We start from the raw sequence: 22,774 nt of genomic DNA, 5'->3' as shown, positions 1-22,774 counted from the left end.
ACGGCCCGGTGACGTAGCCATAACATACACTCTCTGAGCGTGTGTACACGGCGCGGAAGAAGCCGTCAACGGCAATCCACCTTTATTTAAGCCAAATAGCCGGTGTTTGACAGACAAGTCGGCTCTACTGTAGACACCTTGGAAACGGACATTCTTTATTTATCTGTCCGAACAGCTCTCAGCGTCGAGGAAGGCTGCGGTGCCCACTACCACGGTTCCTTTGCACTCACCGGACTTCTACGCCGGCGATCCCTACCCGGTCTACCGGGAACTTCGCAACACAACGCCCGTCGTCTGGAACGACGTCACGAACTTCTGGGCGCTGTTGAAGTACGAGGACATCCGCTACGTCTCCGGTCACCCATTGACTTTCTCCTCGACGAAGGGCATCTCGATCCCGGACCCCGCCCAGCCCGAACCCGTTCAGGAGGGGAACCTGATCTTTACCGATCCGCCGCGGCACCGGCAGCTTCGCAAGCTCATCAACTCGGGCTTCACCCGCCGCCAGGTGCAGTTGCTCGAGCCCAAGGTGCGCCAGATCGTGAAGGGCATCGTGGACAACGTCGACCCATCGCGTGAGTACGAATTCGCGGAGGAGATCGCGGCGCCTCTTCCCACCCGGCTGATCGCCGAGATGCTCGGGGCGCCGCCCGAAGACTGGGAGCAGTTCCGCGCCTGGTCGGACGCAGCGGTTGGCACCGCCGACCCGGACATCGAACTGGACTCGGTGGTTGCGCTCGGGGAGCTGTACGAGTACTTCACCAAGCTCATCGCCGCGCGTCGGTCCGGCGAGGTCAGCGGACAGGACGATCTGCTGAGCATTCTTGCCGCGGCCCAAGTGGACGGGGAGCAACTCACCGACGCCGATCTACTCAACTTCTCCTTCTTGCTGTTGGTTGCCGGCAACGAAACGACCCGTAACCTCATCGCGTTGGGGACGTTGGCGTTGATCGACCATCCCGACCAGTTCGCGCTGCTGCGAGCGAACCCGGCGCTGCTACCCTCCGCGGTCGAGGAGATGCTGCGATTCACCAGCCCGGTCACCCATATGGCGCGCTGCGCCACCCAGGACGTGGAGATCCGCGGCCAACAGATCAAGGCCGGCGACACCGTCGTCATGCTCTACGGCGCCGCCAACCGCGACGAGGAAATCTTCGGACCTACGTGCGAAGAGTTCGACATCACCCGTAACCCCAACCCGCACATTGCTTTTGGCGCCGGTGAGCACGCGTGTCTTGGCGCGCAACTCGCCCGGCTGGAGGCCCGGGTCATGTTCGAGGTGCTGCTGGGCACATATCCGACGCTGGAACTCACCGGTGACGTGTCACGACTTCGCGCCACCATGGTGCCGGGCGTGAAACGGATGCCGATTCGACTGGGAACGGGCGATTGATGGACTTCGACTACACACCCGAACAGGAACAGCTCCGCAAGGACTACCGGACCCGGCTCGAGGCGGTGATGACCCCGGAGCGCCGCGCCGCTGTTGCCAACCTGCTCGAGGGAGGCGCCGCGATCGCCGAATGCCGGCGCGCGCTCGGCGAAGCCGGGCTGCTCGGCGTCGCCTGGCCCGTCGAATACGGCGGCGGCGGGCTGACAGCGCTGGAGCAATACATCTTCTCGGAAGAGGCGCGCCGGGTCAACGCGCCGTTGCCGATGATCACCCTGAACACAGTGGGCCCCACACTCATTCAGTACGGAACCGAGGAGCAAAAGACGAAGTTCCTCCCCGCAATTCTCAAGGGAACTGTTGAATTCGCGATCGGCTACTCGGAGCCCGGGGCCGGAAGCGATCTCGCGTCGCTGCGCACCACGGCAGTTCGCGACGGCGACGAGTTCGTGATCAACGGTTCGAAGATGTTCACCAGTGGCGCCGAGTTCGCCGACTACATCTGGTTGGCCGCACGTACCGATCCGACCGCCAAGAAACACAAGGGCATCACGCTTTTCATCGTGCCGACCGACTCACCGGGGTTCTCCTGGAAGCCGCTGCACACGATGCCGGGAGTGTCCACGTACTACACGTTCTACGACGACGTCCGAGTACCAGAAAATGCCATCGTGCTCGGCGAGAACCAAGGCTGGACCTTGATCACCAACCAGCTGAACCTGGAACGCGCCGCCCTGGGCAACCTCGGCGCGCTGGAACCGTTGTTCACGAAGACGCTCAAATGGGCGTCGACGACGTCGCTCGACGACGGGTTGGTCATCGACAAGCCCTGGGTGCAGCAGGCGCTGGCGCGGGTGGAAGCCCAAGTCGCCGCCTACCGGCTGCTCAACCTGCGGGTCAACGCGACCATGAGCTCCGGGGCGCTCGGCATGGGTGAGGCCTCGGCGGCAAAGGTATTCGGCACCGAACTCACCCAGCAGGTAGCACGCGAACTCCTCGAGGTCGTCGGGCAGGCCGGTGTGCGTAAGGACTCGGCGGCCCCCCTCAAGGGCGAGCTGGAGAGCGCGTATCGGATGGCGGTCATCAACACGTTCGGCGGCGGAGCCAACGAGCTTCAACGCGACATCATCGCTATGGCCGGTCTCGGGATGCCCCGCGCGCCCCGCGACATGCGGGCCAGCGCATCCTAGGAGGAAGGTGCTTAGCCGTGACTGAGACAACGAAGGACCCACTGCGCGAGCGCCTGGATGCGCTCATCGGCAAACCGATCAGTTCCGGGCAGCCCGTCAAGGCGCCAGATCCCGTAAATGCGGCGATGATTCGGCACTGGGCCTACGCGTTGGACGACATGAACCCGGCGTATCTGGACCCCGAGTTCGCCGCCTCCTCCCGCTATGGCGGCCTCGTGTCGCCTCCGGTGATGCTGCAGTCGTGGACCATGGCGCCACCCAAGCTTGTCGGCATCCACGAGCGCGGCGGAGTCCCGGTCGAGCTCAAGGAGAATCCGCTGCAGTTCCTCGCCGATGCCGGCTATACGGGCACGGTCGCCACCAATTCCGAGTTCGAGATCGAGCGATACCCGCGCGTCGGTGACGACATCACGGCCGAAACTGTTTTCGAGACCATCTCCGACGAGAAAAAGACGGCGATGGGCAACGGCTACTTCGTCACCTGGATCACGACCTACCGCGATCAGAACGGTGAAGTGATCGGCCGCCAGCGGTTCCGCACCCTGCGATTCAAGACGGGTGGGGCCCCCGCCGGAACGGCAGGGGACTGATGGCCAACAGACTTGCTCCATCGATCAGCCCGGACACCGAGTTCTTCTGGTCGGGCCTGAAGGACCACAAGCTGCTGATCCAGCGGTGCAATGACTGCAATACTTTGCGCGTGCCGCCGCGGCCGATGTGCGGACATTGTCAGTCGCTCAACTGGGGCTCCGTCGAATCGACCGGGCGCGGCGTCGTTTACAGCTTCATCATGCCGCAATATCCGCCGCTGCCCTTCCTCCAATATCCCTACGTGGTGGCGCTGATCGAACTCGACGAAGGAGTCCGCATCGTCTCGAACCTCTGCGACATCGAGCCCGAGGCAATCGAGGTGGGGCTCCCCGTTGAGGTCTTCTACGAAAAGTTCGAAGCAATCCCGAGCGGCGAGGATCTGGTTCTGCACCAGTTCCGGCCGGTGCGCTGACCGACGAGAAATAAGGGCGAGCATGGACTTTTCCTTCACCGAAGAACAGGAGACCGTCGGCAAGGTGGCACGTCAGCTCTTCGAGCACCGCGCCACCCCCGAACGTCTCACGGAACTGGAATCAGGCGAGGTTCGCTTCGACGAAGCGCTGTGGCGCGAGTTGGCATCCTCGGACTTGCTGGGCATCGCGATGCCCGAGTCCGTTGGCGGCAGTGGCGGCGGCTTCCTCGAGCTCGGCGTGCTGCTCGCCGAGGTCGGCCGGAGCGTTGCGCCTGTCCCCGCCTACGCGACCCTCATGCTCGGCGCGGATACTATTGCGCGGCACGGTGATTCGGGAATTCAGCAGCGCTACCTGCCAAAAGTCGTGGACGGCGGCGTGATTCTGACCGCCGGACTCGCCGAACCGGGCAACTCCGATCCGACCGCGCCACGCACCAGGGCACGCGCCGACGGGGGCACCTGGATCCTGGATGGCAGCAAGGAGCTGGTGCCGGCCGCCCAGCTTGCCGACGCCATCGTGGTTTCAGCGCTGGCCGATGACGGCCCAAGCCTGTTCGTTGTCGAGACACCAGGCGACGGTGTAACGGTGACGCCGGCAAGCACCACCAACGGAGAGCCCTACGCGGACGTCGAACTCACCGGCGCCGCCGGACACCGGCTCGACAACACCCGCGGAGCGGACGCGGTCGGTTCCCTGTACACCAGGGCGCTCGTCGGGCTGTGCGCAATGCAGGTCGGCGTGGCCGAACGAGCGCTGAAGTTCGCCGCTTCCTACACCAGCGAACGCGAGCAATTCGGCAGGCCGATCGGCTCGTTCCAGGCGGTGCAGCAACGGCTGGCCGATGCGTTCATCGACGTCGAGGCGATCCGCTGGACCACCTGGCACGCGGCGTGGCTGATCGATGAGGGCCGGCCCGCCAGCCGCGAAGCGGCGATCGCCAAGTTCTGGGCCGCCGAGGCCGGCGCTCGGGTCGTCGCATCGGCCCAGCAAGTACACGGCGGGATGGGCATCGACGTCACCTACCCGCTCCACCGGTATTTCCTGTGGGCCAAGCAAATCGAGCTGTCGCTCGGCTCCGCCTCTCAACAACTCGCCCGCCTCGGCGCCGCATACCCGGAAGGAAGCCAATGACCTCCACCGTCGACCGCACCACCACACGGGCATGGAACTCCATCAATGTGGGCGACGAAGTCACCCCGCTGGACGTACCGGTGACCACCACGTTGATCGTCGCCGGCGCCATCGCGTCCCGTGACTACATGCCGGTACACCACGACCGCGACTTCGCCAATTCCCAGGGCTCCAAGGACATCTTTCTAAACATCCTGACGACCAACGGACTGTGCGTGAAGTTCTTGCACGACTGGGCGGGCCCCGAGGCGATGATCAAGAAGCTGTCCATTCGTCTCGGCGTACCGGCCTACCCGAATGACCCGCTGCGATTTACGGGATCGGTGACCGGCAAGTCGTCGGCCGACGGTGAAGGGCTGATCGAGGTCATCTTCAAGGGCACCAACAGTCTGGGCGACCACGTCTCGGGAACCGCGGTGCTCAGCCTGCTCCAGGGTGTGGATGTATGAGCGACGGTATTGGCGGCAAGGCAGCGATCGTCGGTATCGGCCAAACCGAGTTTTCCAAGGAATCGGGCCGCACCGAGATGCAGCTCGCCTGCGAGGCGGTGCTCGCCGCGATCCGCGACGCCGGGCTAAAGCCCGCCGACATCGACGGCATGGTCACCTTCAGCGTCGACGAGAACGAGGAAATCGAGGTCGCCCGTAACGTCGGAATCCGTGACCTGACGTTCTTCACCAGAGTCCCGCACGGTGGCGGCGCGGCCGCGGGAACCGTGATGCAGGCGGCGATGGCGGTTGCAACGGGCGCGGCGGAAGCGGTGGTGTGCTACCGCGCGTTCAACGAGCGCTCCGGCTTTCGCTTCGGCGGTGCCGGACGCCAGCCCGGCGTGACGCCCTTGTGGATGGCGCCCTATGCCCCGTTCGGCTTCATGACACCCGCCGCCTGGGTCGCGCTGCATGCGCAGCGGTACATGACGGCGTACGGGGTCAGCAATGCCGATTTCGGCAAGATTTCCGTGATCGATCGCAAGCATGCCGCCAAGAATCCCGACGCCTGGTTCTATGGCAAGCCGATATCCATTGAGCAGCACCAGCAGTCGCGCTGGATCATCGAGCCGGTGTTGCGGCTCCTCGACTGCTGTCAGGAAAGCGACGGCGGCGTCGCGATGGTGGTGACCAGCGTCGAGCGAGCGCGAGACCTGGCCAAGCCGCCCGCCGTCATCACAGCCGCCGCGCAGGGCGCCGCCTACGACGGCGAGGTGATGACGAGCTACTACCGCGAGGACATCACCGGCCTGCCCGAGATGGGTGTGGTCGGTGACAAGCTGTGGCGCGATTCCGGCCTTAAACCGCAGGACATTTCGACCGCGTTCCTCTACGACCACTTCACGCCCTTCGTCTTCACCCAGCTCGAAGAGCTGGGATTCTGCGGCCGCGGGGAGGCCAAAGACTTCGTCTCGGTCGACGAGTTGTCGCTCGGGGGCCGAATGCCGATCAACACCAACGGTGGGCTGCTCGGCGAGGCGTACATCCACGGCATGAACGGCATCACCGAGGGCGTCCGTCAGGTTCGCGGCACCTCTTACAACCAGGTCGATAACGTCGAACACGTGCTCGTCACGTCCGGCACGGGCGTCCCGACGAGCGGTCTGATTCTCGCGCCGGATCGCTGAGTTCGCCGATGCAAGGGAGCCTGATGACCCGCGCGACCGCCGTTGACACCCGCGCGGTGCTCATCTCTGCCGCCTTCGCCTGCTTCCGAACGCACGGGCTGCGAAAGACGACGATCGTCGACATCGCGCGCGCCGCGGAGGTGTCCAGGAGCACGTTCTACGAGTACTTCCGGGACAAGGAAACGATTGTCGAGGCCTGTGCGGAGGCGGCGTCGCAGGGCTTCTACCGCAAGCTGGCCAGGGCGATCGAACGCGATGGCGGCAGCACCCTCGAGGACAAGCTGGTCCGGGCAGGCGTTTTCGTCACCCAGGCCCGCCGAGTGGTGGAATCCGAGTTGTATTTCGACCAAGAGCAAGTCGACCTGATGTTGACGAAGAATGCGTCGACGCTTCTGCGCGAATGTGGCGAATTTCTCGCGCCGTACATTTCGGCGGCGAGGCTGACCGGTGAGGTGCGCAGCGACCTCGACATTCGGTCGGCGTCGGAGTGGTTTGCGCGAATCTTGTTCTCCTTGTTCACAACCCCGTCGCCGTATCACGACGGTAACGACGTCGCGGTGGGCGACTTCGTCCGCGCGTATGTCGTGCGGGGATTCGTCCATGACCGACGCAAGAGGTAGCTGCGCACGTCATGGCGCTCTGAGGCCTCCCAGTCGGTCGATCTCGCGCAGCAGCGGTTTCGCCGCAGCACGGATTTCGCCCATCGTCATAACGCGTAGCGGGTGGAGCCCGAGAATGAGTCGCACATGGCCTCTCTCGTCCAACACGGGCGCAGAGATTGTGGCAACCGGGAGCGCATCGCGTGCGCTGTCGCCGGATAGCAAGTTCGCAGAAATGAACTCGACGCGCAGTTGGTCGACCACGGAGCGCAGATTGTGCGGCACCGTCTCGTTCGACAACGTTTCGATCGCATGAGCCGCCTGCGCCAGCGCCGGCGTCATCCAATCGATGTCATAACCGCGGTCTCGCGTCTGGGCCAACACCGTGCGAAGGCGCTCTGCCAGCGACGAGTCACCTGCCGCGCCGCGCTGAATCCATGATTCTTGTTCGCTTGGGATATCCCAAGCGGCGCAGGCGATCCCGAACGGCGGGGCATACGGGATTCGCTCATGTGAAGCGACTGGTTTAGTCGACCCGTCAGGAGTTTCGAACGCGGTAATCACCAGCTCATCTCCGGTGCGCTCGACTACCGAGGCCGGTGTACGGGTCGTCTCTGCGAGACGGCGGATGGCCTCGCGAGCGAGGGCCAGAAGTGGGCGTTTGGCTTCCAACCTCTCCGCGATGACGGCCACGGCCAGGCCGAGGTCAAACTTCTTGGAAATGGGATCCCTGGTCGCCCAACCGCGGTCGCACAGAGTCTTGAGTATGGAGTGTGCCGTCGCCTGAGAAAGACCGAGCTCGCGAGCGACGTCGGAAAAGCGGTGCCCGCCACTTTCCGGCCGGCTGAGCAACTCGACGACATCGAGGACACGCTCGGCGGGCGCTGAAGTGACTCCGCGCATCTTGACTCCCTTCGCGCCGCATCCTACGGTCGACTCAGTAATCAGATAAAAGTTTCTCTAATAATAGAGAATATCCCATGAGGATGTGAGAGCCAGTGCGGGCCGTGGTGCTGCGAGGCGGTGAGCTTACGGTTCGCGAGACTGCCGATCCCATCCCCGGGCAGGGTGACCTGCTGCTCAAGACGCTCAGCACCGCGATCTGCGCGTCCGATGTGCACTACATGGACCATCCCGACTTGGCGATCGACGATCCGACGGGCCGGTCGCTCTACGACCCCGACCGCGACATCGTCATGGGGCACGAGTTCGTGGGCGAGGTGATCGGCCACGGCCCTGGATGCAGCGATGCCTTCCCGATCGGGGCCAGGGTGACGTCGATGCCTATCCGGTTGGTTGACGGCGGCGCCGGCGGTTTACGCATCATCGGACAGCACCCCGAGGCCCAGGGCAGTTTCGGTGAGTTGCTGGTGGTACCCGAGGCAACGGCGAGGGTGGTAGAGGGTGCGGTCTCCAGCGATGCGGTCGCCGTGGTCGACGCCTTCGCAGTCGGCGAGTTCTACGTCCGCGCCTCGAACTTGCAGCCCGGCGAGATCCCGATCGTCCTAGGCGCGGGCGCCATCGGGCTGTCCGCGGTCGCCGCGCTGAGCGCGCGCGGGATTGATCCGATCATCGTGTCCGACTTCAGTGCCGACCGACGCGAACTGGCCCACACGGGGTTCGGCGCGCATATTCTGGTCGACCCGGCACAGCAGTCGGTGTTCGAGGTCTTCCGCAAGGTTCGTGCCGAACGCCACCTCGCCGGCTCCGCCGTGGTATTCGAATGCGTTGGTGCTGCGGGTCTCATCGACAAGATTGTCGCGGAAGCGGAGTTCTCGTCGCGCATCTACTGCGCGGGTGGCTGGTACACCGGCGACACCCTCGACATCACCGCAGCCACCCGGAACGGCCTCACGCTGCAGTTCGGTGGAGGGCCGCTGCCGCAGGACTGGTACGGCGTTCTGGATGCGGTGGTCGAGGGGAAGCTGGACCCACTGCCCAGCGTCGGCAAGATCATCGGTCTGGACGAGGTGCCAGCGGCACTGGAGGCGGCGCGGCGGTCCGCAGGGCCACCGCGCGTCGTGATCCACCCGAACGGTGACCTCTGATGTCGGACCGCGACGACGTTTTCGACCTGACGGTCCGCTACGCAACCGCGATCGACAGCCGGCAATACTGGCTTCTGACGACAGTCTTCACCGAGGATGCGCGCGTCGACTACGGTGTGGTCGGCCAGTGGACCGGCGGCGCAGAGGTTGCACAGTTTATGGAGGCAGCCCACGTCGGCGCGGCGCATACGATCCATCGAATGACCAACCAAGCCATAGCAATAGACGGGGATACCGCGACGATCCGCACCTACGTCGACGCGCTGATCCTGATGGAGGACGGCTCGGGCGCGAACCCCGTCGGTTACTACGACGACCACGCCGTGCGGACGCCGGATGGCTGGAGGATCGACCGTCGTACCTACACCTCGGTTCGGCTCGCTGCAGTGACGGGCGCCCATGAGTGACATCGCACAGAGATACGGACCGTGGGCGGTGGTCGTCGGCGCGTCCGACGGATGCGGCGCGCTGTTCGCCGATCGGTTGGCGCAGGAAGGCGTGAACGTTGCGCTCGTCGCTCGCCGCCAGCACCTTCTCGACACGGTGGCCGAGGCGATTCACGAGCGCACCGGTGCCGAAACTCGGACGCTCGCCATCGATCTCACCGAGGCCGACGCTTCGCAGTCCATCATCGACGCCACCGCAGACCTCGAGGTCGGCATGCTGGTGTACTGCGCCGGCGGCGATCCGAATTACCAACCTTTTCTTGCCAATCCGGTATCGGCAGCCGAAGCCCTGCTGCAACGCAACTGCCTGGTACTGATGCGGTTGTGTCATCACTTCGCGGGCCTCATGGTTGAGCGAGGACGCGGCGGCATCGTGAACTTTACTTCGGGTGCTGCGCTCGCCGGTGGCCGAAACATGGTGGCATACGGAGGAACCAAGGCCTTCGACATGGTTTTCACCGAGGGGCTGTGGGCGGAGTTGCACGACAAGGGCGTGGACGTCCTGGGTCTGGTCCTCGGCATGACCGACACACCGGCTTTGCGGCAACTGGAGTTCGAGCGCGGCCGACTCAAATCTGTCGACGAGATTCCCGCTGGCGCGGTGACCGCCGCGAGCGTGGTGGAAGAGGCATTCGCCAACCTTGGCAACGGACCGACGATCGCCACGGGCGATGACGTCCGGATGGCGTCTGAACTCTTCAAGTCCATGTCACGCAATGAAGTGGTTCGGCTGATCATGCAGGCAAGTGCCGAAGTCATGGGTTCCGATGCACGGCAGCGGGATTAGACAGGTATGTTCACCCTTCGCTTCGACATGCGAGCGCCCTCCATCGGGGCGCCGGCCACCGAGTTGTACGCCGCGGCCAGTGAGATGTCGGCATGGGCCGAGCAGCATGGCTGTATCGCCGTCGTGCTGTGCGAACACCACTGCGCGGACGACGGTTATCTGCCGTCGCCGTTGCTGCTCGGCGCGGCCATTGCCGCTCGCACGAAGCAACTGATGCTGAACCTGACGATTTTGCTGCCCTTCTACGATCCGGCACGGCTGTCCGAGGACATCGCCGTGCTGGATCACATCAGCGCGGGCAGAGCCACCTACGTATTCGGAATCGGATATCGCGCTGAGGAATACGATCACTTCGGCCTCTCGATGTCCGACCGCGGCAGGCTGGCGGACGAGAAGCTCGGCGTGCTGCGCCGCCTCCTCGCCGGCGAGGAGGTCGAACACGGCGGCAGGCGAATGAAGGTCACCCCACGACCGCGCACGCCGGAAGGTCCCATGATGAGCTGGGGCGGCGCCAGCCTGGCAGCCGCCCGGCGTGCTGGACGCAACGGTCTCGGGTTGCTTGCCAACGGCGGGGTGCCCGGAATGCGGGAAGCCTACGAAAAGGCATGCCGCGACAACGGGTTCGAGCCCGGTTTCGTCCTCATTCCCGACCGTGACGCGGCGACCAACTGCTTCGTCGCCGACGACGTCGACGCGGCGTGGGACGAGATCGGCAAGTACCTCCTGCACGATGCGATGGCCTACTCGGAGTGGAACCCCGACAACGCCGTGTCCGCCAACATCACCACCGCCACGACCATCGAGGAGCTTCGCAATACGTCGTCACACGTAATCCTCTCGGTCGACGAAGCGCGGAAGCGCATCGCAGCAGGTGAAATGTTCAACATCTCGCCACTCTGCGGCGGGATACCACCCGCGATCGCATGGCCCTATTTGAAGAGATTCGCCGAGCTGCACTAGCCGAAAGGACATGAGATGAGCCGGGACCGCGTGGCGCTACACGAGAGGATTGCCTTCGCGAAGTGGGAGGGCTATGCGAAACCGATTGAACGCGGCCGACATGTCTCGTTCGGCGACGAGTTCATCTGGGCACCCGATTCCGTGATGATGAGTCCCATGTTCAACGACGGTGTCCCGCAGTCGGCCACCGATATGCTCTCCGGCGAGGTCGCAGCGGCGATCGCCAAGTATGCGCCCGACGGCGATATTCTCACCCCGGAGTGGCGCATGTGGTGGAAGCACATGCCGGACTACCGGCTAGTCAGCCCGTTCGAATGTGTGGCCGGCGATTGGGGCTTCTCTTCCTGCGACACCTATGCGGGGACCCTCCCCGACGGGACGCGGTTGGAGCTGCGGGAGTGGGACTATATCTGGACCAACGACGAGGGGCATATCACGCGCTGGGACTGGTTTGTCGACTCGGCGAAGTGGGAATCGTTGCTGGCACTGATCGGGCTCGAGCCCGACGGGCTGACGAGCCAGGAGTACACCCTCAACTTCCTGAAGGAGGGCGGCGTGGGGGCCTAGTGCTCCAGCCGATGCGGGGGCGGAGAAAGTGAGGCGCTGAACGGATCGGCCACATGACCCAAGATCACGTGGCGCACATCGAAACGTAAAGGAGGGCAATGGACGATCATTCCGGCACGTCTCCGGGATCCGTTCACTTCGATCCCTTCTCAGACGAGTTCTTCAACGATCCGTTCGAGACTTACCGCCAACTACGCGATCGTGCGCCGGTCTACCACAGCACGCAGTACGACTTCTGGGCCCTTTCCCGCTATGAGGATGTCGCGCCCGCGATGCGTGATCACGAAACGTATTCCTCGGCGAAGGGTGTGACCCTCGATCATTTCATCGATCCCGACGCGATGGTCCCGCACGGGGTGATCATCATGATGGACCCTCCGCAGCACACCAGAATGCGGTCGCTGGTGAACAAGGTATTCACCCCGCGTGCAATCGCCAAGCTCGAGCCGATGATCCGGAATGTGATCGACACAATCACGCAGACCATCGATGTGACGTCGTTCGACATGGTCGAGGACTTCTCGGCGCTGTTCCCCGTCGAGATCATCACCACGATGTTGGGGGTGCCGCCGGACGGTCGCCAGCAGATCCGGCACTGGCTCGACGCGCTGCTGGAACGCGAGCCGGGAAACATCAGCACGACACCGCACGGCCGCGAGTCGGCGGTGACCATGTGGAGGTATTACTACGACCTTGTCGTCGAGAAACGCGCCAACCCGCAAGACGACATGATTTCGCGGCTCACCGAGGTCGAGATCGAACGCGATGACGGCACCATGACCCGCCTCGACGACACGGAGATTTCGGCCTTTGCGTCGATGCTCGGCGGTGCCGGCGCCGAGACGGTGACCAAGCTGGTCGCCAGCGCCGCAGTGGTGTTTGCGCGACACCAGGACCAATGGCAGGCACTAAGGCGAGACCGAAGCCTTATCCCCGCGGCATTCGAAGAGCTGCTGCGTTACGAGGGACCGTCGCAATACGACATCCGTTGGAGCAATGTCGATGTCGAGCTTCATGGCACGGTGATACCCAAGCACAAGCCGGTGATGCTCATCAATGGTTCGGCCACCAGGGATGAGCGTGCGTTCGTCGATGCTGATCGCTTCGACATCAATCGTCGGCACTCCGGCCACAACCTCGGATTCGGCTACGGAATACACAGCTGTCTCGGCGCGGCACTGGCGCGCATGGAGGGACGCATTGCCATCGATGTCCTGTTGGACTTGATCCCCGAGTTCGAGGTAGACGTCGCGGGACTGCAACGGGTCAAGATGCCGAATGTCTTCGGCTGGGGACGCGTACCCGTGCGTGCGGTAGCGCAATGATCTGCGCCGACGACGAATTCACTGCTGTCACATAGGAGATTGAGCGATGCCGACTGAGAAATCCAGAAAGTATCGGGTTGTTCACGTAGGTACGGGACTGACCGGCAAGGAGGCACTGCGGGCAGTCATCGACGATCCGGCACTGGAACTCGTCGGAGTCAAAGTGTCCACGCCCGAGAAGGCCGGAGTCGACGCGGGTCACCTGTGTGGCGTCGCGGAAGTGGGTGTATCGGCAACCGACGATCTCGACGCGGTGCTGGCTCTCACGCCGGACTGTGTTACCTACTGTGCCACCGCCGTCCGGCGCGAGAACGACGCGATTGCCGACATCGTCACGTACCTCGAGGCAGGGATCAACGTTGTGACGATCTCGACGATCCCGATGGTCTACCCGCCTGCGGCGCCGCCGGAGTGGCGCGCGGCCCTAGAAGCCGCAGCGGCAAAGGGTAATTCATCTTTCTACGCCACCGGCGCCGAGCCGGGCTTCATCAGTCTCAACATCCCTACCGCCCTGCTTGCCGGCGCCGGCATCGTGGAGTCCTATCGCATGGACGAATATGCGATCGACCTCGACAAGTCCTATCCCATTTGGGATGTCCTGCATGAATCCATGGGATTTGGAAAGCCGGACGGGCACGTGCCCGCTCGGATCGCGTCAGGCAAGGTCAACCACGATTGGGAGACCGTGGTGCGCTACATCGCCGACATCCTCGGCCTGGAACTCGACGGAGTTGAACTGGATTGGGAAACGTTGCTCGCACCAAAGGATCTGGAGACCGCAATCGGCGTGATTCCGGCGGGGACGATTTGCGCGCACCGGTGGCAGCTCGCCGGCGTCATCGATGGCCGGCCAGTGGTCGCGGTGCAGTATTTCGCAACGGTAAGTTCCACCCCCTGGCCGCAGCGATGGCCCAGGCCGTCGAGGGAAAACCAAGGTGGCATGGTCATCCGAGTCGAGGGACAGCCCAGTATGTGTTTGGAACTGTACTTCGGACAGTCGCCGTCAGGCCGGGCCAATCCGGGTGTGTCCGCAACAGCGCTGGCAGCGGTCAACTCGGTACCCGAAGTCGTCGACGCCGCACCCGGTGTGCTCGCGAATCCCTTGGCGGGTCCGACAATCGTGACCAGGCAATCGCGAACGAGCCCAAAGTAATTCGAAGCGGATCAGCCTTTTTTGCGCACCGGAACGTTGGCCCAGCCAAAAACATTCGACATGGCCACTCGGCGCAACCCGCCGCGGTCGACTTCGTACTCGGGGATGAGGTCGAGCAGCGCGTCGAGTGCGATGCGGCTTTCCATCCTCGCCAGCGCCGCTCCCAGACAGCTGTGGATGCCGTAGCCGAAGGCGAGATTGAAGCCCATCTTGCGCTCACGGTCGATGTCGAGGCGATCGGGATCCGGGAACATCCGTTCGTCGCGCGTCGCTGACCCGGTGACGAGCAGCACGGCACTACCTTCGGGAATCGCCTTGCCGTGCAGCATCACATCGCGGGTGGCAGTGCGAACCTGATACTGCGACGGCGCCTCGTAGCGCAACAACTCTTCGATCGCCGCGGGAATCTTGCTGCGGTCCTGTCGCAACTTCTGCCACTGGTCGGGAAAGTCGGCGAAGGCCACCATGGCGTTGCCGATCAGCTTGGTCACGGTCTCGGCACCAGCGCCTCCGAGCATGGTCGCGAACCCGGTGATGTCCACGTCGCTGAGTTTCTCCACCTTCCCGTCGCGCTCGATCTCCGTCTCGATGAGCCTGCTGATCATGTCGTCGCGGGGTTCGGCGCGCCGCTGCTGTACAAGGTTGTAGTAGTAGATACCGGTCTTCGTCGATGCCTCGAAACCTTCTGGGGGGACTGCGATCTGACCGGGACGTCGTTCGAGCAGCAGGTCGAGCCAGTGCCGGATCTGGTCACGATCTTGCTTCGGCACCCCGAGCATGGCGGTGATGATCTCGTTGGGAAACAGGGCCGAGAAATCGGCCACCACGTCGAACGAAGAGGGATCGATAGCGTGGATACGTTCGTAAACCTTCTCGCGCACCATACCTTCCAGCGCGGCAATGGCGCGCGGGGTGAACACGCTACTGACCAGCCCGCGCATCTTGTTGTGCTCCGGTGGGTCCATCGAAATGATCACCTTCGGCACCGGTAGCGCATCGTCATGCGCGTGCACCATGTCCAGGGTCGCGCCCTTGGCCGACGAATAGGTTTCGTGGTCCTTGGTGGCGGGCGCCACGTCGGCGTAGCGGGTCAGGGCCCAGAAATCCCACTTGGCGTTGTAATAGACCGGAGCCTCGTCGCGTAGCCGCCGATAGGTGTCAAACGCGCCGTCGAAGAAGTCCTGAGAGAACGGATCAAATTCAACCGGATCACCGACAACCGCCTTCGGTGCCGCCGCGCTCAAAGAATCGCCCCATCCTCTTTGTAGCTTGCGATGGTGTCCCAATCCATGCCTGCGTCCATCAAGACCTCTTCAGTGTGTTGGCCGTGTTCGGGGGCCCCCGGCGGGACTACGGCCTGTTCGTCGAACTGGACGGGGTTGGTTGGCAGTGCGTACGGCGAACCGTTCATCGTCGTCGTGTTGGCGATATAGCCATTCGCGGTCACGGCCGGGTCGTGGCACACCTCCCCCGGCGTCTGTACCACGCCCCAGGCGCCGGAAAGGCCTGCAAGCGCCTCACGCCATTCGGCGAGCGTACGTTGGGCAAACGCTTCGTCCATCAGCGCGATGAGTTCCGCTCGGTTGGCGAATCGCGTTGCTGCCTCGGCGAATCGCGCATCATCGACGAGTTCGGGTAGGCCGATGGCGCGCATCGCTTCCCCATAGAACTTGTCCAGTTGCAACATCATCAGCTGGACATAGCGATCGTCTTTGGTGCGGTAGGTCCCAACCAACGGATTGGGTGCGTCGGCGTGGCGCCAGTTCGGGACCGCGCCGCCGCCGTGGATCTGGCTCACGGCGATGTCGGGGCTGAGGTTCCAGGCCGCCAGCCCGAGGAGAGAGACATCCACCACCGATCCCTGTCCGGTGGTCGCCTTTCGGTACAACGCGGCCGCGATCCCACCGGCGATGGTCATTCCTCCGAGCAGGTCGCCGAAGGCGGGTCGCGAGCGCACCAGTTCCTCGGCGTCCTCGGTGAGCATGGTGGCGATGCCGCCGCGCGCCCAGTAGGAGACGCCGTCATAACCGGGCTTGTCGGCATCGGGCCCCTTCGGACCGTGGCCCGACCCGCGTACGTACACGATGGCAGGGTTGACGGCCTTAATGTCGTCGACGTCGATGCCCATTTTCTTGCGCCGGCTGGGCAGGTAGCTGGTGAGGAACACGTCGCAGGTCGCGGCCAGCTTGCGGATAACGTCTTGGCCGCCGGGAGTACTGAGATCGACGCCGATCGACTTCTTCCCCCGATTGGGTATCTCGATCATGTAGTTGACGGTGCCACCGCCCTCGTCCACGATGCCCATTGTGACGAGGCCGCGTTGTGGGTCACCTCCCTCACGCGGCTCGACCTTGATGACCTCGGCCCCCCATTCCGCCAGGACGGCGCCGGCCGACGGCACGAAGGTCCACGCGGCAACTTCCAGCACACGAACACCGCTGAGTACTTTGTCGGCGGAAATGACGGCCTCCATTGGTCGCGGTGGGACAGGTGCGAGCGCACCAATAGCCTAGCAACGGCGGAAACGCCTGCTTACACCAGTTGAGAATGTCAGTTTCCGCCCAGTTTGTAAACCAAGGGGCTGACCATGGGGAACGGCCCTACGGGCACGCCGACAGCCGTTCGGGCAGTGACGGATCCCCGTCGGCCCAAAATGCCTGCCAAGTCGGCATGCGTTGGGGCATGGCCGCGCGCAACGGAACGTCAGTCGGCCAGCGCATGAAATCCGGCCCCGGCCGCTCCGTCACATCGACCGAATACCAGGGATGCTCCCGCCGCTTCACGAAACACCACCGGCCATCGCGGCGCTCGTAGACGTCGTCATAGCGCATCGTGATCACGTACCACCCGTCACCGTCCTCGTGTTCGGCGCGGCAATAGACCGATCCGACCGCGTGTTCGGCATCGACGAAGTCAAACTGGTGACCGCAGATCAGATGAATGCTGCGGTAGAACCGCCGAAGCACCCCGTCGTACCAACGTTTCAACGCATCCCTGCCACGGCCCTCCGCGCCCGCGCCGACATCGTCGACGAACAGGGCCACCAGGGCGTCGAGGTCCCGGGCGTCGAGGGCCATCGCATATTTGCTGGGCAGCTGACTGATCGCGAGGCTCGACTCGACACGGTCCAATCTGTCGCCGGCTGTCGAGGTCCGCAGTTCGGTGGCCATGGCGGATAGTGTATGCGCGGCCCGGTGGGTGAGAACGGGTGTTACCGATTTATGGAAATCCTACTATCCTTCGCTCATGCCCTTCCCGAAGATCTCACCCACGATCCCCGCACTGGTGAGATTTTGCGCAGCACGCTTCGGAGACAAGGCTTTCCTCATCGCCGACGGCCAGTCATTGACCTATGCCGATCTCGATCGGCGCTCGGCGGCATTGGCGACCACCCTGTTGACGCAGGGCATCGGCAAGGGCGACCACGTCGGAATCTTGATGCCCAACAGCGTCGACTGGGCGCTGGCCTGGTTTGCCTCCACACGCATCGGCGCGGTGGCCATTCCGCTCAACACCTTCTACAAGGCGTCCGAACTGGCCTGGACTGCGCGTCATGCCGACCTGAAGGCGATCCTCTCCTGGTCACGATTCCGCAATCAGGACTTCCTCGCCCTCCTGGAGGAGGCGCTGCCGGGATTGGCCGATCAGCGCGAGCCGGGCCGCATCGCGGTGCGCATAGCCCCGTTCCTGCGAACCGTCGCGGTGTGGGGAGCAGCATCCGACCGCACCTGGACGACGACGATGGACGCCGATCGCCCGATGTCGCTTTCCGACACCGACTTTCTCGTCGACGTCGAATCGTGTGTGACACCGGCCGATGACGCGATGATCATCTACACGTCAGGCAGCACGGGCGACCCCAAGGGACCCGTGCACAGCCAGGGGACACTGGTGCGCCACACCTACAACCTCACGTTCATGTACACCGTCACCCGCGACGACGTGATGTTCACCTCCATGCCCTTCTTCTGGGTGGGCGGGCTGATCACCGGATTGCACGCGGTGATCCACCACGGCGCGACCCTAGTCACCCAGCCCGCGTTCGACGCGGCAGAGGCGTTGGAGCTCATGGAACGCCACCGCGCGACCATCGCGCTGGGCTGGCCGCAGCAGGGCAAGGCGCTGGCCGAACATCCCGATTTCTCGGCACGCGATCTGAGTTCGGTGCACCGCACGAGCATGCCCGCGATCGTGCCACCGCAGCGTCAGCCCAAGGGCTCGAGCGGCCTGGGAATGAGCGAGCTGTGCGGCAACCACCTGGGCATCGACCCGTATCTGCCGCAGTCGCCGGATCGGTCCGAAATCGGCGGCCCACCAATTGAAGGGCTGCACCATCTGATCGTCGACCCCGATACGGGACAGCTAGCCCCCGTTGGCGCGCAAGGCGAAATATGGGTTCGGGGGTACTCGTTGATGCAACGCTTGCACAAGCGCGAGCGCGAGGAGGTGTTCACCCCGGACGGCTACTACCGGACCGGCGACTGCGGCGTCGAGTACGACGACGGTTGGATCAGGTTCACCGGACGCTTGGGCGACCTGATCAAGACGAGCGGGGGCACCAACGTCACACCCGGCGAAGTCGAACTGGCACTGGCCGAGTGCGACGGCGTTCTCGAGGCCTACGTGGTCGGCGCCGAGGGCGATAACGGGACGGTGGTCGCCGCGGCAGTGGTGCCCCGAGGCGAATCGACACTCAATGGCGAATCTCTGCGAGAGCAACTGCGCGCGCGGCTCTCGGCGTACAAGGTGCCGAAGTTCATCTGGGTCACCACAAAACAGGACCTCCCTTTCACCGCGACCGGGAAGGTGAAGAAATCGGAATTGGCGCGGCAGCTCAGCGGGCTGTTGTCGGCCCGCTAAGGGCCGAACTCATCGCTTCCGATCCCCGATCTGTAGCCAAGAAGCACCGAGTGAAGGAGCAAGGCCCTTGTCAGACAAAGTGTTACGCGTAGCGGTCATATCGACGGGCGGTGTGGGCAGCATCGCGGTGCGGGCGATTCACCGCCGAACGCACCTCGACCTTGTCGGGGTGTGGGTGCACAGTCCCGAGAAGACGGGCCGCGATGCCGGTGAGATCGTCGGCCTTGGCCCCATCGGCGTGACAACCACATCCGACCTCGACGACATCATCAAGCTCAGGCCAGACTGCGTGGTCTACGCGGCGTTGGGTGCCGACATGGATGCGGCCGCAGTTCCCGACTATGTCCGTTTTCTGAAGGCCGGCATCAACGTCGTCACCACCAACACACCCGGAATGATGTTTCCCGACAGCTGGATTCCCGATCTGGCAGATCAAGTGCGCGCGGCGGCGCTCGCCGGCGGCGTCACGATATACACCTCGGGTATCGAACCGGGTTTCGCCGGTGATCAGTTCGCCGTCATGCTGTCGACGCTGTCCAATACCATCCGATCGGTCCGCGCGCAGGAGATCATCGACTACTCGGCCTACCCCAATGAGTACTCGATGTTCGACGCGATGGGCTTTGGTCGTCCACTCGACTTCACGCCGCTGCTCGAGCTGGAAGGCGCACAGCGGTTCGCCTGGGGACCACCGATCGGTCTGGTGGCACGAGCCCTTGGTGTCGAGCTCGACGAGGTGACCGAACGCTACGAGCGGGTGGTCACGCCGCGCGATCTCCACGTGGCGTGCGGGCTCATCCCTGCCGGCACCTGTGGGGCGGTGCGCGCCGAGACCACCGGTGTCGTCGGCGGCCATCCGGTGATCACCATCGAACACATCAACCGCATGGCCCCGGATCTCGCACCCGAATGGGCGTCGGCGCCGCACGGCACCTACCGCATCGTCATCGAGGGTGAACCGCACATCCACTGCGATCTGCGTTTCGGTACCGAACCGACCGCGAAGTCAGCCAACGACGATGCCATGGAAGCGACTGCCATGCGCGTGGTCAACGCCATCCCCTACGTCGTCGATGCCGCCCCCGGCATCGCCACCTCGCTGGATCTGCCGATCACCGCGCCCCGCGACGCGTTGGACTTCGGCTAGACGGTGAACATCGGGCCACGGGGCGCGCCCCTCACCTCGTTGCCGCCGTCGATCGCGAAACTCTGCCCGGTCATCCAACTCGACTCGGGGCCGGCGAGGTACCGGACGCCGGGCGCGATATCGTCGGACACCCCAAGCCGGCCCAACGGGACACGTTCGAGGAAGGCGCTGGTCAACTCCTCCAGATGAATGTAGCCCTGGGTGGTGGCCGCCTCGGTCAAGCCCGGCCGGACGGCGTTGACGCGAATTCCTTTCGGCCCCAGTTCGGATGCCGCCACCCGGATCATCATCTCGAGCGCGGCCTTGCCGGCCGAGTAGTGCCCCAATCCCTCCATCGGGATCTTCGACGACGTCGACGAGATGAAGACGATCGACCCGCCGTTCGTCATCAGCGGCGCCGAGTAGCGCATCGCCAGGAAATTGGACCGCAGATTGCCCATCACGAAGTTGGTGAAGGTCTCGAGGTCCTGCTCGATCAACGGACCTGTGCCCCCGACGGCCACCGTACCGACGACGATGTCCAGCCGCCCGTTGACGTCGAAGGCCGCCTGGGCGGCTGACGCGACGGTCGCCTCGTCTTCCGGATCGCCCTTCTGGAGTACGATTTCGGCCTTCGGAGCTACGGCGAGGATACCCTCGCGGGTCGCTTCCAGGCGCGTGCTCGACCTGCCGAGCAGGTATAGCGTGGCACCGTCGACGGCCAACAGCCTGGCACTCGCCTGAGCGATTCCAGCCGAGGCGCCAAGAATGAATGCGGTCTGTCCGTCAAGTACACCCATGCGATCGTAGAATACTCATTCTCAACCAAAGATAAAGGATGTTCTCATAGGCGGCGTGCTGATGTAGCGTACCTGTGTGCCAGACATGACCGGCAAGGTTGTATTCATCACGGGGGCGGCCCGCGGCCAGGGCCGTGCCCACGCCGTCAGGTTGAGCGCCGACGGCGCCGACACCATCCTCGTCGACATCGCGGGCCAACTGCCGCCAAGCGTCCCATACGATTCGGCCACCCCCGAGGAGTTGGCCGAAACCGCCGACCTCGTCACTGCGAACGGCAGACGGGCCGTCACCGCCATCGTCGACACCCGCGATTACGACGCGTTGTGCGCCGCGGTCGACAAGGGCGTAGCCCAATTGGGCCGGCTCGACGTGATCGTCGCCAACGCCGGCATCTGCTGCCCGGCCGCTTGGGATCAGGTCTCCCCCAGCGATTTTCAGGACACCGTCAACATCAACCTGGTCGGCACCTGGAACACGGTGATGGCCGGCGCCAAGCACATTATTGCCGGAGGGCGGGGCGGGTCGATCATTCTCATCGGATCGGTGGCGGGGGTAAAGATGGAGCCCTTCATGGTGGCCTACACGGCGAGCAAACACGGTGTCACCGGGCTCGCGAAATCCTTCGCCGTCGAACTCGGCCGCTACGACATCCGGGTGAACAGCCTGCACCCGGGATCGGTCGCCACGCCGATGGGCAGCGGCCGGATGATGGAGGCGATGCAGCAGGCGGCCGATTCCTACTCTCATCCTCAATACGGCTTCAGTAAGCAGCTTCTACCCAACGCGGTGACGATGCCCGAGGATGTCGCGAACGCGGTTGCGTGGCTGGCCTCCGATGAGTCGAAATTCGTTACCACAGCTGCGATCTCAGTAGACGTCGGGGTTGCCCAGGCATAGCGAGTCGAGTAACGATTTCGGGGCCGGCCAGCGGTAATTCGTGGCTCACTTGTAGAAGGGGCCCGGCTTGCCCGATTCCCGGAGATGCCCGTATGGGTCGTACACCTTGATATTCGGATACGGGTTCTGCTCGTAAGCGGGTTCGGACAGCCCGGCGGCCCGCAGCCCGGACAGCACCGCCAACGGCGTCGCGAACGACACGAGACCTATTGCAACCGAGATGAGGAGCTGTCGCGTCAGCGTGGTCCTGCTAGCGTCCCGACGCGCCGGCAGCCAGCGGGCGATCCGGTTGATCAGCACCAGCTCGCCGTCTTCCTTGCGGACGCACATGACGGCGACCATGCCGAAGATTATTGAGTCGTACACCGCCATGATCAGTGGGAAATAGACATGGCCTATTCGCAATACCGGCCCGACGGCTTCGGTGTAGAAGAAAATGCCGAAACGCATCCAGGTGAACTGGATCAGCCCATTGATGGGGATTGCGACCAGTGTTGCGCCGAGGAACACCGCGACCAGTCGATGGCGGGCGAGCCAACTCGTGCGCCGCAGCAGCGGGTCGACAAACCGGTCGTGCAGCTTCAGGAAAGCCAGACCGTTGAGGAGGTAGTACGCGGCGTATCCGCCGAGAAAGGCCAGCGCGGGCTCCAGGTCCGGCGAAATGTTCACATACGGCCAGGACAGTGGAAAGTGCAGCATGCGCGGGTCGAAGATCGCGAATGTCGCCCAGTTGGCCAAAGGATCCAGCGCCCCTGTGATCAGGCCGGCGAACGCGATCACCACCGTCCAGTGCACCTTGCGCTGTCGCACCGAGAGCCACACCAGCGTTCCGATCAGGCCGATCGCCATCGGAACTGAGCTGAGACCAACCGCCA

The 22,774-nt window shown here is 63.9% G+C and carries 24 protein-coding genes; 18 read left to right on the top strand and 6 right to left on the bottom strand.

The genetic code is table 11. The features are described 5' to 3' along the window. Nucleotides 1–220: 220 nt before the first annotated feature. From AC5Y4S_RS20345 to AC5Y4S_RS20310, 8 genes are read left to right on the top strand one after another with little or no spacing between them, the layout of a single operon-like run. Nucleotides 221–1,393: a cytochrome P450 gene (locus AC5Y4S_RS20345; RefSeq protein ID WP_500034636.1), complete on the top strand. Its 1,173-nt coding sequence runs from the start codon at nt 221–223 to the stop codon at nt 1,391–1,393. Then, nucleotides 1,393–2,580 carry an acyl-CoA dehydrogenase family protein gene (locus tag AC5Y4S_RS20340; protein WP_500034427.1) on the top strand — a complete coding sequence of 396 codons (1,188 nt, stop codon included), beginning with the start codon at nt 1,393–1,395 and terminating at the stop codon, nt 2,578–2,580. The genes AC5Y4S_RS20345 and AC5Y4S_RS20340 overlap by 1 nt, the downstream gene beginning before the upstream one ends. A 17-nt stretch (nt 2,581–2,597) precedes the next feature. Continuing rightward, nucleotides 2,598–3,170 (top strand): FAS1-like dehydratase domain-containing protein, encoded by a 573-nt coding sequence (locus AC5Y4S_RS20335; RefSeq protein ID WP_500034426.1) that lies wholly within the window; start codon nt 2,598–2,600, stop codon nt 3,168–3,170. Beyond that, nucleotides 3,170–3,583: a Zn-ribbon domain-containing OB-fold protein gene (locus AC5Y4S_RS20330; RefSeq protein ID WP_500034425.1), complete on the top strand. Its 414-nt coding sequence runs from the start codon at nt 3,170–3,172 to the stop codon at nt 3,581–3,583. The genes AC5Y4S_RS20335 and AC5Y4S_RS20330 overlap by 1 nt, the downstream gene beginning before the upstream one ends. Nucleotides 3,584–3,605: 22 nt before the next feature. Continuing rightward, on the top strand, nt 3,606–4,715 hold the full coding sequence (locus tag AC5Y4S_RS20325; protein WP_500034424.1) for an acyl-CoA dehydrogenase family protein: 1,110 nt from the start codon (nt 3,606–3,608) through the stop codon (nt 4,713–4,715). Then, nucleotides 4,712–5,164, top strand: coding sequence for a MaoC family dehydratase (locus AC5Y4S_RS20320; RefSeq protein WP_500034423.1), 453 nt, complete (start codon nt 4,712–4,714; stop codon nt 5,162–5,164). The genes AC5Y4S_RS20325 and AC5Y4S_RS20320 overlap by 4 nt, the downstream gene beginning before the upstream one ends. Then, entirely contained in the window at nt 5,161–6,330 is a 1,170-nt protein-coding gene (locus tag AC5Y4S_RS20315) for a lipid-transfer protein (protein ID WP_500034422.1), read from the top strand. The genes AC5Y4S_RS20320 and AC5Y4S_RS20315 overlap by 4 nt, the downstream gene beginning before the upstream one ends. A gap of 23 nt (nt 6,331–6,353) precedes the next feature. Beyond that, on the top strand, nt 6,354–6,950 hold the full coding sequence (locus tag AC5Y4S_RS20310) for a TetR/AcrR family transcriptional regulator (protein ID WP_500034421.1): 597 nt from the start codon (nt 6,354–6,356) through the stop codon (nt 6,948–6,950). A 9-nt stretch (nt 6,951–6,959) separates the two neighbouring features. On the opposite strand, the gene AC5Y4S_RS20305 is transcribed toward AC5Y4S_RS20310, so the two are convergent. Continuing rightward, nucleotides 6,960–7,832 (bottom strand): helix-turn-helix domain-containing protein, encoded by an 873-nt coding sequence (locus AC5Y4S_RS20305; RefSeq protein ID WP_500034420.1) that lies wholly within the window; start codon nt 7,830–7,832, stop codon nt 6,960–6,962. Between the two features lie 104 nt (nt 7,833–7,936). On the opposite strand from AC5Y4S_RS20305, the gene AC5Y4S_RS20300 reads away from it, so the two are divergent. The 7 genes from AC5Y4S_RS20300 (at nt 7,937) to AC5Y4S_RS20270 (ending at nt 14,215) form a co-directional block, all read left to right on the top strand. Beyond that, nucleotides 7,937–8,977: a zinc-binding dehydrogenase gene (locus tag AC5Y4S_RS20300; protein WP_500034635.1), complete on the top strand. Its 1,041-nt coding sequence runs from the start codon at nt 7,937–7,939 to the stop codon at nt 8,975–8,977. After that, the gene (locus AC5Y4S_RS20295) at nt 8,977–9,384 is read left to right on the top strand and encodes a nuclear transport factor 2 family protein (protein WP_500034419.1); all 408 of its coding nucleotides are present in this window, start codon (nt 8,977–8,979) and stop codon (nt 9,382–9,384) included. Before AC5Y4S_RS20300 ends, AC5Y4S_RS20295 begins: the two co-directional genes overlap by 1 nt. Beyond that, complete coding sequence (locus AC5Y4S_RS20290) at nt 9,377–10,210, top strand: SDR family NAD(P)-dependent oxidoreductase (RefSeq protein ID WP_500034418.1); 834 nt, start codon at nt 9,377–9,379, stop codon at nt 10,208–10,210. Before AC5Y4S_RS20295 ends, AC5Y4S_RS20290 begins: the two co-directional genes overlap by 8 nt. Nucleotides 10,211–10,216: 6 nt before the next feature. Next, nucleotides 10,217–11,170, top strand: a complete 954-nt coding sequence (locus AC5Y4S_RS20285; RefSeq protein WP_500034417.1) for an LLM class flavin-dependent oxidoreductase — start codon at nt 10,217–10,219, stop codon at nt 11,168–11,170. A gap of 15 nt (nt 11,171–11,185) precedes the next feature. Then, nucleotides 11,186–11,737 carry a nuclear transport factor 2-like protein gene (locus AC5Y4S_RS20280; RefSeq protein ID WP_500034416.1) on the top strand — a complete coding sequence of 184 codons (552 nt, stop codon included), beginning with the start codon at nt 11,186–11,188 and terminating at the stop codon, nt 11,735–11,737. 98 nt (nt 11,738–11,835) lie between these two features. Then, nucleotides 11,836–13,062, top strand: coding sequence for a cytochrome P450 (locus AC5Y4S_RS20275; RefSeq protein ID WP_500034415.1), 1,227 nt, complete (start codon nt 11,836–11,838; stop codon nt 13,060–13,062). A 46-nt stretch (nt 13,063–13,108) separates the two neighbouring features. Continuing rightward, the gene (locus AC5Y4S_RS20270; protein WP_500034414.1) at nt 13,109–14,215 is read left to right on the top strand and encodes a dihydrodipicolinate reductase; all 1,107 of its coding nucleotides are present in this window, start codon (nt 13,109–13,111) and stop codon (nt 14,213–14,215) included. Between the two features lie 11 nt (nt 14,216–14,226). Here AC5Y4S_RS20270 and AC5Y4S_RS20265 read toward each other — a convergent pair whose 3' ends face one another. The 3 genes from AC5Y4S_RS20265 to AC5Y4S_RS20255 all read right to left on the bottom strand — a co-directional run bounded on the left by AC5Y4S_RS20265 (nt 14,227) and on the right by AC5Y4S_RS20255 (nt 17,346). Next, entirely contained in the window at nt 14,227–15,459 is a 1,233-nt protein-coding gene (locus AC5Y4S_RS20265) for a cytochrome P450 (protein ID WP_500034413.1), read from the bottom strand. Further along, a complete protein-coding gene (locus tag AC5Y4S_RS20260; protein WP_500034412.1) occupies nt 15,456–16,688 on the bottom strand; it encodes a CaiB/BaiF CoA transferase family protein in 1,233 nt (410 codons plus the stop codon). The genes AC5Y4S_RS20265 and AC5Y4S_RS20260 overlap by 4 nt, the downstream gene beginning before the upstream one ends. A gap of 127 nt (nt 16,689–16,815) precedes the next feature. Next, nucleotides 16,816–17,346 carry a nuclear transport factor 2 family protein gene (locus AC5Y4S_RS20255; protein ID WP_500034634.1) on the bottom strand — a complete coding sequence of 177 codons (531 nt, stop codon included), beginning with the start codon at nt 17,344–17,346 and terminating at the stop codon, nt 16,816–16,818. 115 nt (nt 17,347–17,461) lie between these two features. Here AC5Y4S_RS20255 and AC5Y4S_RS20250 point away from each other — a divergent pair, with 115 nt between their 5' ends. Continuing rightward, nucleotides 17,462–19,075 (top strand): class I adenylate-forming enzyme family protein, encoded by a 1,614-nt coding sequence (locus AC5Y4S_RS20250; protein ID WP_500034411.1) that lies wholly within the window; start codon nt 17,462–17,464, stop codon nt 19,073–19,075. 67 nt (nt 19,076–19,142) lie between these two features. Beyond that, nucleotides 19,143–20,222, top strand: a complete 1,080-nt coding sequence (locus AC5Y4S_RS20245; RefSeq protein WP_500034410.1) for an NAD(P)H-dependent amine dehydrogenase family protein — start codon at nt 19,143–19,145, stop codon at nt 20,220–20,222. Here AC5Y4S_RS20245 and AC5Y4S_RS20240 read toward each other — a convergent pair. Next, nucleotides 20,219–21,001, bottom strand: a complete 783-nt coding sequence (locus tag AC5Y4S_RS20240; RefSeq protein ID WP_500034409.1) for an SDR family NAD(P)-dependent oxidoreductase — start codon at nt 20,999–21,001, stop codon at nt 20,219–20,221. The two genes, AC5Y4S_RS20245 and AC5Y4S_RS20240, sit on opposite strands and share 4 nt — an antisense overlap. Before the next feature lie 85 nt (nt 21,002–21,086). Between AC5Y4S_RS20240 and AC5Y4S_RS20235 the strand changes: the two genes are divergently transcribed. Next, the gene (locus AC5Y4S_RS20235) at nt 21,087–21,899 is read left to right on the top strand and encodes a mycofactocin-coupled SDR family oxidoreductase (protein WP_500034633.1); all 813 of its coding nucleotides are present in this window, start codon (nt 21,087–21,089) and stop codon (nt 21,897–21,899) included. Between the two features lie 45 nt (nt 21,900–21,944). Here the strand turns inward: AC5Y4S_RS20235 and AC5Y4S_RS20230 are convergent, their stop codons facing one another. After that, nucleotides 21,945–22,748: a hypothetical protein gene (locus AC5Y4S_RS20230; RefSeq protein WP_500034408.1), complete on the bottom strand. Its 804-nt coding sequence runs from the start codon at nt 22,746–22,748 to the stop codon at nt 21,945–21,947. Nucleotides 22,749–22,774: the final 26 nt, after the last annotated feature.

It is taken from the genome of Mycobacterium sp. NGS64 (assembly GCF_059812245.1).
This window is presented reverse-complemented; position numbering and strand designations above follow the sequence as displayed.

Excerpts from the sequence above, each read along its gene's own strand:
- AC5Y4S_RS20340 (WP_500034427.1), top strand. The coding sequence starts at position 1,393 with ATGGACTTCGACTACACACCCGAACAGGAACAGCTCCGCAAGGACTAC.
- AC5Y4S_RS20330 (WP_500034425.1), top strand. The coding sequence starts at position 3,170 with ATGGCCAACAGACTTGCTCCATCGATCAGCCCGGACACCGAGTTCTTC.
- AC5Y4S_RS20325 (WP_500034424.1), top strand. The coding sequence starts at position 3,606 with ATGGACTTTTCCTTCACCGAAGAACAGGAGACCGTCGGCAAGGTGGCA.
- AC5Y4S_RS20320 (WP_500034423.1), top strand. The coding sequence starts at position 4,712 with ATGACCTCCACCGTCGACCGCACCACCACACGGGCATGGAACTCCATC.
- AC5Y4S_RS20315 (WP_500034422.1), top strand. The coding sequence starts at position 5,161 with ATGAGCGACGGTATTGGCGGCAAGGCAGCGATCGTCGGTATCGGCCAA.
- AC5Y4S_RS20310 (WP_500034421.1), top strand. The coding sequence starts at position 6,354 with ATGACCCGCGCGACCGCCGTTGACACCCGCGCGGTGCTCATCTCTGCC.
- AC5Y4S_RS20305 (WP_500034420.1), bottom strand. The coding sequence starts at position 7,832 with ATGCGCGGAGTCACTTCAGCGCCCGCCGAGCGTGTCCTCGATGTCGTC.
- AC5Y4S_RS20295 (WP_500034419.1), top strand. The coding sequence starts at position 8,977 with ATGTCGGACCGCGACGACGTTTTCGACCTGACGGTCCGCTACGCAACC.
- AC5Y4S_RS20290 (WP_500034418.1), top strand. The coding sequence starts at position 9,377 with ATGAGTGACATCGCACAGAGATACGGACCGTGGGCGGTGGTCGTCGGC.
- AC5Y4S_RS20285 (WP_500034417.1), top strand. The coding sequence starts at position 10,217 with ATGTTCACCCTTCGCTTCGACATGCGAGCGCCCTCCATCGGGGCGCCG.
- AC5Y4S_RS20280 (WP_500034416.1), top strand. The coding sequence starts at position 11,186 with ATGAGCCGGGACCGCGTGGCGCTACACGAGAGGATTGCCTTCGCGAAG.
- AC5Y4S_RS20275 (WP_500034415.1), top strand. The coding sequence starts at position 11,836 with ATGGACGATCATTCCGGCACGTCTCCGGGATCCGTTCACTTCGATCCC.
- AC5Y4S_RS20270 (WP_500034414.1), top strand. The coding sequence starts at position 13,109 with ATGCCGACTGAGAAATCCAGAAAGTATCGGGTTGTTCACGTAGGTACG.
- AC5Y4S_RS20260 (WP_500034412.1), bottom strand. The coding sequence starts at position 16,688 with ATGGAGGCCGTCATTTCCGCCGACAAAGTACTCAGCGGTGTTCGTGTG.
- AC5Y4S_RS20250 (WP_500034411.1), top strand. The coding sequence starts at position 17,462 with ATGCCCTTCCCGAAGATCTCACCCACGATCCCCGCACTGGTGAGATTT.
- AC5Y4S_RS20240 (WP_500034409.1), bottom strand. The coding sequence starts at position 21,001 with ATGGGTGTACTTGACGGACAGACCGCATTCATTCTTGGCGCCTCGGCT.
- AC5Y4S_RS20235 (WP_500034633.1), top strand. The coding sequence starts at position 21,087 with ATGACCGGCAAGGTTGTATTCATCACGGGGGCGGCCCGCGGCCAGGGC.
- AC5Y4S_RS20230 (WP_500034408.1), bottom strand. The coding sequence starts at position 22,748 with ATGGCGATCGGCCTGATCGGAACGCTGGTGTGGCTCTCGGTGCGACAG.